11 protein-coding genes are annotated in these 12,256 nt (G+C 39.4%); 4 read left to right on the top strand and 7 right to left on the bottom strand.

Features of this window, described 5'->3' with window-relative positions:
• Window positions 1-4: 4 nt before the first annotated feature.
• Both RFW85_RS09405 and RFW85_RS09400 read right to left on the bottom strand, forming a co-directional pair.
• Complete coding sequence (locus RFW85_RS09405; RefSeq protein ID WP_031945274.1) at window positions 5-1,270, bottom strand: dicarboxylate/amino acid:cation symporter; 1,266 nt, start codon at window positions 1,268-1,270, stop codon at window positions 5-7.
• Between the two features lie 109 nt (window positions 1,271-1,379).
• Window positions 1,380-2,252 carry an acyl-CoA thioesterase II gene (locus RFW85_RS09400; RefSeq protein WP_002116924.1) on the bottom strand — a complete coding sequence of 291 codons (873 nt, stop codon included), beginning with the start codon at window positions 2,250-2,252 and terminating at the stop codon, window positions 1,380-1,382.
• Between the two features lie 276 nt (window positions 2,253-2,528).
• Here RFW85_RS09400 and plsB point away from each other — a divergent pair, with 276 nt between their 5' ends.
• Window positions 2,529-5,102 (top strand): glycerol-3-phosphate 1-O-acyltransferase PlsB, encoded by a 2,574-nt coding sequence (gene plsB, locus RFW85_RS09395; RefSeq protein ID WP_309171474.1) that lies wholly within the window; start codon window positions 2,529-2,531, stop codon window positions 5,100-5,102.
• A gap of 46 nt (window positions 5,103-5,148) precedes the next feature.
• Here the strand turns inward: plsB and RFW85_RS09390 are convergent, their stop codons facing one another.
• Both RFW85_RS09390 and RFW85_RS09385 read right to left on the bottom strand, forming a co-directional pair.
• On the bottom strand, window positions 5,149-6,132 hold the full coding sequence (locus RFW85_RS09390) for a putative solute-binding protein (protein ID WP_309171473.1): 984 nt from the start codon (window positions 6,130-6,132) through the stop codon (window positions 5,149-5,151).
• Window positions 6,133-6,211: 79 nt separating this feature from the next.
• Window positions 6,212-7,027: an NAD-dependent epimerase/dehydratase family protein gene (locus RFW85_RS09385; protein ID WP_309171472.1), complete on the bottom strand. Its 816-nt coding sequence runs from the start codon at window positions 7,025-7,027 to the stop codon at window positions 6,212-6,214.
• A 20-nt stretch (window positions 7,028-7,047) separates the two neighbouring features.
• Here RFW85_RS09385 and recG point away from each other — a divergent pair, with 20 nt between their 5' ends.
• Together recG and RFW85_RS09375 are read left to right on the top strand one after the other, a co-directional pair.
• On the top strand, window positions 7,048-9,093 hold the full coding sequence (gene recG, locus RFW85_RS09380) for an ATP-dependent DNA helicase RecG (protein WP_309171471.1): 2,046 nt from the start codon (window positions 7,048-7,050) through the stop codon (window positions 9,091-9,093).
• Window positions 9,086-9,715 (top strand): ComF family protein, encoded by a 630-nt coding sequence (locus RFW85_RS09375; RefSeq protein ID WP_170249108.1) that lies wholly within the window; start codon window positions 9,086-9,088, stop codon window positions 9,713-9,715. Before recG ends, RFW85_RS09375 begins: the two co-directional genes overlap by 8 nt.
• Before the next feature lies 1 nt (window position 9,716).
• Here RFW85_RS09375 and RFW85_RS09370 read toward each other — a convergent pair whose 3' ends face one another.
• Together RFW85_RS09370 and RFW85_RS09365 are read right to left on the bottom strand one after the other, a co-directional pair.
• Entirely contained in the window at window positions 9,717-10,118 is a 402-nt protein-coding gene (locus RFW85_RS09370; protein ID WP_309171470.1) for an NUDIX domain-containing protein, read from the bottom strand.
• Between the two features lie 14 nt (window positions 10,119-10,132).
• Window positions 10,133-10,714 carry a TIGR00730 family Rossman fold protein gene (locus RFW85_RS09365; protein WP_068563868.1) on the bottom strand — a complete coding sequence of 194 codons (582 nt, stop codon included), beginning with the start codon at window positions 10,712-10,714 and terminating at the stop codon, window positions 10,133-10,135.
• A gap of 158 nt (window positions 10,715-10,872) precedes the next feature.
• Here RFW85_RS09365 and RFW85_RS09360 point away from each other — a divergent pair, with 158 nt between their 5' ends.
• The gene (locus tag RFW85_RS09360) at window positions 10,873-11,886 is read left to right on the top strand and encodes a magnesium and cobalt transport protein CorA (protein WP_068563869.1); all 1,014 of its coding nucleotides are present in this window, start codon (window positions 10,873-10,875) and stop codon (window positions 11,884-11,886) included.
• Window positions 11,887-11,958: 72 nt separating this feature from the next.
• Here the strand turns inward: RFW85_RS09360 and RFW85_RS09355 are convergent, their stop codons facing one another.
• The gene (locus RFW85_RS09355; protein WP_005067244.1) at window positions 11,959-12,246 is read right to left on the bottom strand and encodes a lipid asymmetry maintenance protein MlaB; all 288 of its coding nucleotides are present in this window, start codon (window positions 12,244-12,246) and stop codon (window positions 11,959-11,961) included.
• Window positions 12,247-12,256: the final 10 nt, after the last annotated feature.

The raw sequence follows: 12,256 nt of genomic DNA, 5'->3' as shown, positions 1-12,256 counted from the left end.
GAGATTAGACACTGATATCTTTATCTTTTGTATAACGGTCAACAACCACGCTAATCATCATATCACCCTGCACATTTACCACTGTTCTTACTGTATCCAATAGGCGGTCAATCGGAAGTAAAATTGCAATTGCTTCAGCCGGTAAACCTACAGACTGTAAAACCATAATCATGGTAACCATACCAGCACTCGGAATTCCAGGTGCACCCAGTGATGCAATCATTGCTGTCAAACACACAATAATTTGTTGTGTCAGGTTTAAGTCTAGCCCTACCAAATTTGCGACAAACAATGCAGCGGCTGCTTCATATAGTGCAGTGCCATCCATATTAAGCTGTGTACCTAAAGGAATCACAAAACCAGCTGTTTGCGGACGAACACCTAAGTTTTCCTGTGCGCATTTCATACTAAGTGGCATCGTGGCAGAACTAGAGCTGGTTGCAAATGCTGTAATTAGCGCTGTACGAGTTCCTTTGAAAAATGTCCAAGGACTCATGCGACCAAAAATCCAAAGTAGTAATGGTAAAACAACAGCACCATGAAAAATGGTAGTTCCCGTTACTACAACAGCAAACTCAGCCAAACGACTAAGTACCGAAATATCTTCCGTTGCCATTAACTTTGCTAATAAAGCAAAAATACCCAAAGGTGCGAGCTTCATTACCCAGCCGACTAGCATCATCATCATTTCAAAAAATTGATGACTCAATACGCGAATACTTTTAAAACGCTCACCGCCATGGACTAAAGCAACACCAACAAATAGTGCAAACACCACAACAGCTAAAACGTTACCATCGCTAAATGCCTTAAATGGATTAATTAATGTATTTTGAATAAAATTAGTGAAAAAACTTGCAGGATTTAAACTATCTGGTGCCTGATAGTTTTGCATAGACGTTTGGAAAATAGAGATATCTATACCACGCCCTACTTCAAATAGATGAGCACAACTTATACCTAAAATTAAAGCCAATGTTGTTGTGGTCAAACAACATAAAAAGGTAATTTTCCAGACTGGACCTAACTGCCCTCCCGCCTGCAAATTAGAGACACCCACAACAATCGAGCTAAAAATTAAAGGCACCAACAACATTTTAAGCAGTCCAATAAAGACACTACTTAATATGCCTAACCCATATAAACTATGTTTTACAAACGCAGTATCGGGATACAACGTTAATATAAAACCAAAGGCTAAGCCTAAAATGGCCGCAATAAGAATTTGTGTGTTTAAGTTCATATCAGCATTATTTTTTTCAGTTGGCAATCCTTTTGCAAATATGACATGAGCTCGCTATTCATACGAGCAATTTTTTGTCACATCGTTTCAATTAAAAATAAAAAAGCCATCTGATGAGATGGCTTTATAAATAAGTTTATTGCGTTTCAATTTCCCGCAAACGAATTAAACCCTCTTGTACGGTACTGCATACCAACTGACCATTTTGCCACATACGTCCAAAGTTTAAACCGCGAGAAGCTGCGCTGACCGTAGCTTCCATATCGTAAAGCATCCATTCGTCAGCACGCAGCGGGCGATGGAAATAAATTGCATGATCAATACTTGCACACTGCAAACTTGGAGAAATATAGCTTAAACCATGCGGTCTTAAAGCGGTTGTCATTAAGGTAAAGTCTGAATAAAACGCAACAATTGCTTGATGTAGAGCAATATCATCTAATTGTTTTGGAATACGGTCATGTGTGCGGATATAGTGCGCATTATACGGCGCTTCAGGTTGAGGCTGAAACGGATTTACTGGATCAATTGGGCGGATTTCTACATGGCGCTCACGCATGAAACTAGCACGAACATTTTCAGGTACGAAGTTTAAAATACCTTCTTTGAGCTCATTTTCAGATTTAAGAGTCTCTGGTGCTGGATATTCTGGTTCTTGATGTTGATAGTTCAAGCCTTCTTCGGGGTTAGCAAAAGAAACCATCGCCGAAAATATAACGCGTCCATGCTGGATTGCACGAACCTGACGACTTACGAAACTTTTCCCATCACGTAAACGGTCTACTTCATAAATAATTGGGGCATTAATATCGCCGCCATATAAAAAATATGCATGCAAAGAATGCGCTGGGCGATCGGTTGTATAAGAAGCCGCACGTAAGGCCTGCCCCAAAACCTGTCCACCAAAGACACGTTTACCGACAAGATTACGGCTTATGCCACGGTAAATATTTTCTTCTAGCTTCTCTAAAGTAAGAAGATCGACAAGTTCTTGGGTTAACGCATTCATGAGAGATACCTTCATATTTCAGGTAAAAAATCGTATTAAAGTACAGATGTGTAGAATCTATTGTGCCATAAAAAACTATTTGAACATGGAACAATCAGTCAACTTCTGATGAAGATTGCTCATATAACAGCTAAAAATACGATTTTTAACGATAAAATATGCCAAAAGCATTATAATTTATAAGAAAGTAGCATATTGTTTTTTTTAATAAATGCCGCAAAATAATTACCCTCTGCATTTGGTGCTGGGATTTGTCTTTAAGAAGTAGGAGTTCTTATGTCCAAGAGTGGGTTTGGTCAAATGTATCGTCGGCTTTCGAGTAAACTACTTGACCTCGTGGTAACACCACATGTTCTTGGGGAAGTTCCTACTGAACCAGTATCAGAAACAACAGAAACAGAAGCAAAAACTGACCGTCCAAAAGTGGTTTGTTACGTCTTACAAAACCACTCTCGAAGCAATGCTCTGGTGGTTGATGGAGAAACGCGTCGTTTAAATTTAAAACCTGCGTTAGACCCACTCATTGTAGGTACACATCAGGAAAAAGCATCAGTTTTATTTTTACAGCACAATGATGAAAATAATTTACTGAATCCGCCTCCTCATGCTTTTCCACCACGCTTATTAAAACTGATTGAAGTTTTACAAGAAAATCCTGAACTTGATATAGAGCTTGTTCCGGTTACAGTTTTATGGGGCCGTTCGCCAGATAAAGAAGATTCTTGGTTTAAATTATTATTTTCAGACACATGGGCAACACCAAGCACAGTTAAGCAACTAGTTAATATTGGTTTGCATGGCCGTCAGTCTTATTTAGAGTTTCATGAACCACAATCGCTACGTGAATTGGTTGAATATGCACAGCAGCATTATCCAAATCTTTCACCAGCAACTTATATTGTAAGTACATTAAATGATTATTTAGACCGTCAGCGTGAAGTCGTGTTAGGCCCCGATTTGTCAGATCGCCGCAATGTCATGCAATCGGTTGTTAAATCTCGTGATGTGCAAGAAGCAATCCGCCGTGAAAGTATTCGCGGAAAAGTGAGCATGCTTGAAGCTGAACGCCGTGCGATTGGCTATGTGAATGAAATCGTATCGGATTATTCACACTCAGCAGTGCGCTTTGCCGATCTTGCCTTAACACGCCTATGGACACAGCTTTATGACGGTGTAGAAGTACATAACTTTAGTACCGTTCGTGAACTGGCTAAAGACTATGAAGTTGTCTATACGCCTTGTCATCGCAGTCATATTGACTATTTACTATTGTCATATGTGATCTATAAGCGTGGCTTAATGGTTCCGTATATTGCTGCGGGTGACAACTTAAACTTACCTTTTGTTGGACAGCTTCTACGTGGTGGCGGTGCATTCTTCATTCGCCGCTCTTTCCGTGGAAATGGACTCTACACTACTGTATTTAAAGAATATCTATATAGTATTTTGTCACGCAACACGCCACTTGAATACTTTATTGAAGGTGGACGCTCACGTACTGGACGCTTATTACCGCCTAAAACCGGTATGCTTGCCATGACAGTTCACAGCCATTTACGTGGCCGTGCTAAACCGATCGTTTTCTTACCAACTTATATTGGTTATGAACGACTCATGGAAGGCTCAACTTACGTAGGCGAAATGCAAGGCAAGCCAAAAGAAGCCGAATCTATTTTTGGTATTGTGAAAACCTTACGAAAAATTGAACGTATTTTTGGTAAAGTCCACGTGAACTTTGGTGAACCTGTTTTCCTTGATGATCTGCTTAAGGAACATAATGCAGAAAATGTTTACATCGAGAAAAATGACGACCCAATTCCTCAAGCTGTTTCAGATGCAGTAAATAGCTCTGCACATGCAATTTTAGAAAACATTAACCGAGCTGTGGTGATTAACCCTGTCTCTTTACTTTCTATTATTTTGCTTGCAACTCCAAAGCATACACTTGATGAAGAGATCTGTATTAAGCAGCTTGAAGCTTACCGCAACTTGGCATCAAACTTCCCATATGACCAACGTATGGAAGTAACACCACTTTCTGGTAAAGAAATTATTGCGTATGGTTTAAAGCTTAAACTCATTAAACGCGTTCAGCATGCACTGGGCGATATTATTGCGATTGAAGATAACCAAGCTGTTCTTCTGACTTACTTCCGTAATAATATCTTGCACGCCTTTGTTTTACCTTCTCTAGTAGCATCACTTGTTGAACACAATGGGAAAATCAATCGTTCAGATTTAACTAATGTCATCTATACGCTCTATCCATTCTTGAAAGCTGAGTTATTCCTTAAATGGAAGAGCAGCGAGCTTAAGGCACAAGTTGAGCAATATGCAGATGCTCTAGTTCAATCTAACCTTATTCAACAAGACGATGAAGGTAATTTGATTAGCTCTGCGCCAAATACTGAAGAGCATAATCAGCTTGTTGTTTTAGCAACACCAGTTAAGCAAAGTCTTGAGCGTTACTACATGACACTTGCGCTCATTACTCAACGTGGTTCAGGTAATATCTCTGCTAAACAAGTTGAAGAGTTAAGTCATTTATTAGGACAACGTTTATCAGTTCTCTATGAATTTAATTCGCCAGAGTTCTTCGATAAAGCTTTATTCCAAAGCTTCTTAAAAGTACTTACACAACAAAATTACATTCGTACCAATGACCAAGGCCAAATTGAGTTTGATGATAATTTCCGTCAAATGGCTGCTGGCGCACAGTTGGTGCTTGATGAAGTAACCTTGCAAATGTTGCAGCATATCACCACCTTTACTGACGAAGAGTTGAAAGATGCTCTTGAAGCAATGGCATCTCAACAAGCTAAACGCCGTTTAAAACGTAAAAAAGCTTAAAGTCTTTAGTCAAAATAAAAGGCAACTTCGGTTGCCTTTTATTTTATTAGCGAATTGGACATTCAAAATAACGTGGATCATCCATACAACGTAAGCGCTTCATAAGCTGAACAAAATAAGCATCGTAGTAGCCTGAAAGAACATACTGATTACGTATTTTGGCAACCATTACATCATAACTTTGCTTTTCATAAAAAGAGACATCCACCCAATAATAAGCAGGTAAATGATTCTCCCATTGTGTCGCACGATTAGTCAGCAATTGGCTATTATGAACAAACCATCCTCTGATTTTTCGGCCAAAATTAGTAGGATAAGCTTGCGGTTTAATAATTAAATTGACACCGAAATATGCCAAAGGAAAATTGATGACTTGAGTATCTGGTCCAAATTCTTTTTGTAAGTTATATGGCAATAACCCATACACTGGTGCAGGAACAATATCGATTTTATTTTGCTTAAACTGCGCAATCGCGTTTGATAAATCAACATAAACTGGCTGAGCACCTACACTTCGTACCAATGCTTGTTGTGGTGGATTATTAGGTAGCACCCCAATACGTTGATTTCTTAATTGAGCGACTCTAGAGAGCTTCTTATTTTTTAGAACCATGTAAGCAGTTCCAATTGGAATCATTCCTACAGCTTCATAATTCTTAGAAACCAGCCTTTTCTCAATTGTAGGGTGATTTAAAAGCTGCAAAAAGCTTTTGGCCGTACGATTATTAGGAATAAGCCCTATACCTGCGGCACTTCCCATAAACTGGTTATAACGATAAGTATTGAAATTGGATGCAGCTAAACCTGAACATTTCCCATCATCAAAAGCTTGTATGGCCTGCTGTTCTTTTTGATAGGTAACAACTTTAAATTTGACTTGATATTGCTGGGCATATAGCCGAATGTCATTTAAACGGCGAGTAATATCCCCTTGGGACCCGATAGGATCATATGCACACCACACCTGATCATCAGCCCAACTCGCAGCAGCTGTTACGCTCAAAATAAGAGCTAAACAAATTTTTTTCACTTTCAACCTTTTTATCTTTATCGGCAATTTGACTGCCTCATCAGGTATTTATGTTCTTATTTAAAGTTTAATCAAAATTTCATTTAGTGCTATGAACATTTAAACATAATAAATAGTCATTAAAGCAAATCGGATGTTCTAACTGAAAACCTGTTGTAGATAAATGTTTTGCATAAATTCTTTTACCTGAAATTTGGTTTGATTCTAAAGTTAATTCTGGCAATCCCAATTGTTTTTGAAACCACACTATAACTTCATGCAAAGGTAATGGCTGATTATTAGTCACAATATAGCTTGCTTGATGACTTTCATAATCAGCCATAAAAGCCAAAAATCTTGCTAAATCATCAATATGTATTCGATTGCTATAATGTATATTTGGATAACTTTGATGATTTTCAGCCATTTTCTTTAAACGGGCAATGGAAGTTCCATAAATACCTGTAGGGCGAACAATTACAGATTGAGTTGGATAGTATTTTTGCCAGAGTAGCTCCATATTACGCAATATATGGCCTTGTGCATCATTTGGATGAATTTCACTAAAATCATCAATAATCTCTCCTGCATTTTCACCATATACCCGCGTAGAAGAGACAACGATTATTTTTTTTACTGGATGTATTTTTAATGCTTCTCGAATCGGTTCAACACTATCAACATAAGTTTGCTGATAGCCCTCAACCGTACTCTCATTTGGAGAAAGTAAAATATATACGACATCTACAGGTTCAATTTTACTTAAATCGAGCGTAAAAATATCCTGAACAAGATGTGTTGCGTAACTATCCGTTTTTACACTACGGCTGATTGTGGTAATTTGATGTTCTTTCTCAAATAGTTGTTTAGCAACACGCTGAGATGTTTTACCATAACCGATAAATAATATATGCATAGAAAACTCGTTGAGGGGACATGACTTCAGTCCATCAGTTACAAGGCGTTGGATCGGCTTCAGCAGCCCTGCTCGAAAAACTAAATATTTTTACCACAGATGATTTACTGTTTCATCTGCCACGTGATTATGAAGACCGCAGTACGATTATTCCAATGAATCAACTTGTGGTTGGGCGGAGCTATTTACTCGAAGGAGAAGTCAAATCAATTGATTTCCCCCCAGGAAAAAGAAAATCTATGGCAGCCTTGGTGCAAGATGAATTCGGTAAAGTCACCTTACGCTTTTATCATATTTATAAGAACCTGACTGATAAAATAAAACCCGGTCATCGCTTACGCATTTTTGGTGAAGTCCGTGTAGGTGCTCGCGGCCTTGAGATGTATCATCCTGAAATTCAGCTCATTCATGAACATACACCTCTACCAAAAACTCAGCTTACAGCAATTTATCCAAGTACGGATGGGTTAACTCAACCTAAATTACGTGAATACGTTAAACAAGCTTTAAAGCATCATAGTGACGCCTTACCAGAGCTACTCCCAAAACAATATACCAATGGCTATGCGCTTAAAGAGGCTTTGTATTACATTCATGAGCCTCCTGTGGATGCCAACATGCTGCAATTGGCTCAAGGCTCGCACCCTGCACAGCAACGACTTATTTTTGAAGAGTTGGTTGCACACCAAATTAGTTTACTTAATCGCCGTGCTTATATTCGCCAAATTGCATCACCTGCATTTTCAAGCAGTAAAGCATTAGCTAAAAAACTATTAGAAGCTTTACCATTTCAAATGACCAATGCACAAAAACGTGTATCTAAAGAAATTTTAAATGACTTAAAACAACACCAACCTATGCTACGCCTAGTACAAGGCGATGTAGGTGCTGGAAAGACCTTGGTTGCCGCTGTAGCCGCTTGCCATGCTTTAGAAGCAGATTGGCAGGTTGCATTAATGGCTCCGACTGAAATTCTTGCAGAACAGCATTATTTAAACTTTAAACGTTGGTTTGAACCATTAGGTGTAACCGTGGCATGGTTATCTGGCAAACAAAAAGGTAAAGCGCGTGCTCAAGCAGAGCAGCAAATTAAAGAAGGCCATGCGGAACTTATTGTTGGTACACATGCCCTATTTCAAGATAACGTCGGGTTTGCCAAATTAGGATTAGTGATTATTGATGAACAACATCGTTTTGGTGTAGATCAACGTTTAGCTTTACGTAATAAAGGTGCTGAGCAATTCACCCCACATCAACTCGTGATGACAGCTACTCCGATACCGAGAACACTGGCGATGAGTGCTTATGGTGACTTAGACACGTCAATTATTGATGAATTACCTCCAGGCCGTACTCCAATTCAAACCGTTACCATTCCGCTTGATCGTCGCGAGGAAGTACTGCAACGTATTGCTTCGAATTGTAGAGATGGGAAACAGGCCTATTGGGTATGCACACTGGTTGAACAGTCTGAAACTTTAGATGCTCAAGCAGCAGAAGCAACTTACCAAGAGATGAAAGAACGCTTTCCTGAACTCAACATTGGCTTGGTGCATGGCAAAATGAAAGCCGATGAAAAGCAAGCCGTCATGCAAGCATTTAAAAATAATGAATTGCAACTTCTTATCGCAACAACAGTGATTGAAGTTGGAGTAGACGTTCCTAACTCTTCCATTATGGTGATTGAAAATGCCGAGCGTTTAGGTCTTTCTCAGCTACACCAATTACGTGGCCGCGTAGGTCGAGGTGCTCAAGCTAGTTTTTGCGTACTTTTATATAAAACGCCTCTCTCTCAAAATGGACAAGAGAGACTTTCTATTTTAAGAGAAAGTAATGATGGCTTTGTAATTGCAGAAAAAGATCTGGAATTACGTGGGCCGGGTGAATTACTAGGAACTAAACAAACTGGGGATATGGGATTTAGGGTGGCCCGATTAGAGCGAGATGATCACTTACTGAGTCAGGCTCACTATGTAGCACAGCAAGTTTTAAAGGATTATCCAGAACAGGCAGATGCTCTATTAAAACGTTGGCTTCCTGAGGCGCCTCGCTACGCGTATGTTTAATTTTTTAAACTTTCAACCTCTTATTCAGTTATTTTCACCTTGCTCATTGTGTGAGTTAGGCATGCGAGAAAAATCCTCGCTCTGTAAAGACTGTTGGGAACAGCTACCTTGGCTTAAACAAACGATTCAACGTAATAATCAATCTGTTCTTGTGGCCTGTAATTATGCTTATCCGGTTAACCGGATCATTCAGCAGTATAAATATGAACAAAAGTTACATTATCAGATCTTATTAGGTGAAATTTTAAAACAATTAAAATTTCCCAAGGTACAAGCGATCGTACCCATGCCTATTTCCAATCAACGTTTAATTGAACGTGGCTTCAATCAGTCTTTGCTACTTGCCAATATCTTAAGCAAACACTTAAAAATACCTGTTTGGCAACCAATTCAACGCTTAAATGAACACGCTCAAAAAGGACTTTCTCGACTAGAACGCTTTGAAAATATCGAACAACAATTTTTACCCCATCATCAAGAGAAACGACGTTATCGCCGTGTTCTCATTATTGATGACGTGATAACCACGGGAAGCTCTGTAAATGCACTCAGTCAAGCACTTAAACAATTAGGCTGCACATCCATTCATACGGCGTGCCTAGCAGCAACGCCGAAGAGTTAAGCTATTGCAGTGTAGATAAATACTCTTCACACCAAGGAATGACAATTTCTCGGGTCAATGGTGCAAGTTGAGTTTCAGAATCATTTAAATCTATCCACTTCATTTCTGCAATTTCGGCTGCAATTTTAGGGGCCTGATCAAGCTGAACAAGATATAAATGACTCACCAAAATATGATCTGGCTCATTGGCAGCTGCTGTTTCGAAATGACCAATAAATTGCTCAATCACACAAGAGCTACCGACTTCTTCTAAGATTTCTCGCTGCATGGTGATCTCTGGTGCCTCATTAGGTTCAAGCTTGCCACCCACTTGCATAAAAGCATGTGTATTATGTTTTCTTACAAGCAACAACTGATTTTGCTCATTTAAGATCACTGCGGCAGCGACCGTAATTGTTTTCACCTATTTAACCTCGTTTATGGTTGAACATCTGCATTTGTCCATTTTGGAGCAGGAGCCTGATATTGCTCAAACTGTTGAAGAATATCTTCAATTTTGTCTGAGGCGATCAATTTATCAACGAACCGTGCTTGGCTGAATCCATTATCAACCGTGCCTTGAATCATTTTAAGTAAATCTTCATAAAAGCCCGCTACATTTAAGAAAGCACATGGCTTTTGATGAATACCTAATTGTGCCCAGGTCCATTGTTCAAAGATTTCTTCCAATGTACCAGCGCCGCCCGGCAAGGCAATAAAGCCATCTGAAAGATCAGCCATCTTGGTTTTACGCTCATGCATATTTTCAACCACATATAATCTGGTTAAACCCGGATGAGCTAACTCACGATCAACTAAAGCACGAGGGATCACGCCAATGACTTGTCCACCTGCTTGTAAGGCGCTATCGGCAACTACACCCATTAGGCCTGAGCGACCGCCACCATAAACCAAGGTTTTACCTTGTTTTGCAATAGCCTCGCCTGTAGCTTGGGCAATTTTTTGGAAAATTGGGTCTGAACCAAGAGATGAACCACAGAAAATACAAATTGATTTCATAGTGTAAAAAACCGTTTTATTGAACTGTCATGCTGACAAACTAAACTATCGATAGAGTTTTTTTTTACAAAATAGCGTATTGGCAAGTGTTTTTCGGCAAATCCTTGTCTAAAATACACCCATCCATTTCCATCAGACTGCGTGAGGAAAAAAGACACATGCTTGAAGCCTTTTATGCCACAGAACGCGGAAGTCTGGAAGATGCCACCATCAATGGTGGATTTGATCTACATCCCGAATTAGTCTGGGTTGATCTTATTGCACCCTCGCAAGAAGAGCAACAATGGGTATTAGATGCCTATGACCAAAATTTACCAACACTAAAGTCGCTTGAAGACATTTCATCTTCTGCACGATTTTACCGTGATGATGACGGTATTTTGCACATCAGTACTTATTTTTTAACGAAAAATAAAAATTATCAGGTGGACGGTGACGCAGAAGACTCATCACATATTTTAGCAATGGTGCAAACGGTCGCTTTCATTTTGCATAAAGACCGCCTCTTTACGATGCGCGGAGAAAAATTAGTTGCGTTTCGCGCCTTTCGGGCACGCGCTCGTCGAAATGACTATGACATGGACTATAAAGATCCAACGTGGATTTTATTAGGCCTTCTTGAAGCAAAACTCGATGAGCTTGCGGATATCTTAGAAGATATCCACAAAGATTTAGAAAAATACTCCACAGAGGTTCTTAATAACCACCAACGTGAAAAAATTCTAGATCTCGATGACATGATTACGCGCCTAGCTCAACAAGAAGATATGCTAGGAAAAGCACAGCTCTGTCTGATTGATTTACGACGAGTACTTACTTTTTTATCGCGTCCGCGAGCTTTAGGCAGTCATATCTATGATGCTGACATTCGAGAGCTCAGTGAAGATGTGCGTTCACTGGTAGAACATGATGCATTCTTATTCCAAAAAGTACGATTCTTACTTGATACGACGTCCGGATTCATTAACACCGAGCAGAATGACACGATTCGTCGATTCTCGATCTTACCAAGCATGTTAGCTCCTCCGATGCTTATCGCCAGTATTTACGGCATGAACACTGATGTATTACCTTTTGCACATGGTACGACCAGTTTCTTCGTTGTTTTACTCATTATTATGGGTTTCTTTATTGGGCCGATCATTTATTTCCGCTGGAAAAAATGGATCTAAGCTTTGTAATAAAATGCCAATTTCGAGCATAAAAAAGCACCTAAATATAGGTGCTTTTTTACATCAAAAACATCAGATCATTTGCAGGTCTTCCTGCAAATGACAGGCTTGAATGATCTTCAGCATTTTTTCAGGGACATTTTTAAAATGTAAACCAGTATTTTTTGGAGTCTCTCGTAACCATTGAACTAAAACAGCTAATGCCAAAGTACTACCATGCTCAAGCTCAGTTAAATCCACCACAAGTGGGAAGCTTTGCTGCTTCTTTATGATAGCCAAACCTGCTTGATACTGTTGTTCCGCATTTTCAAAATCAATTTTTCCCGAAACAACCAATTGTTGGTTGAGATACTGAACCACACGTCACCTA

This window comes from Acinetobacter sp. 12966 (assembly GCF_031196995.1).
Lineage (GTDB): Bacteria > Pseudomonadota > Gammaproteobacteria > Pseudomonadales > Moraxellaceae > Acinetobacter > Acinetobacter geminorum.
This window is presented reverse-complemented; position numbering and strand designations above follow the sequence as displayed.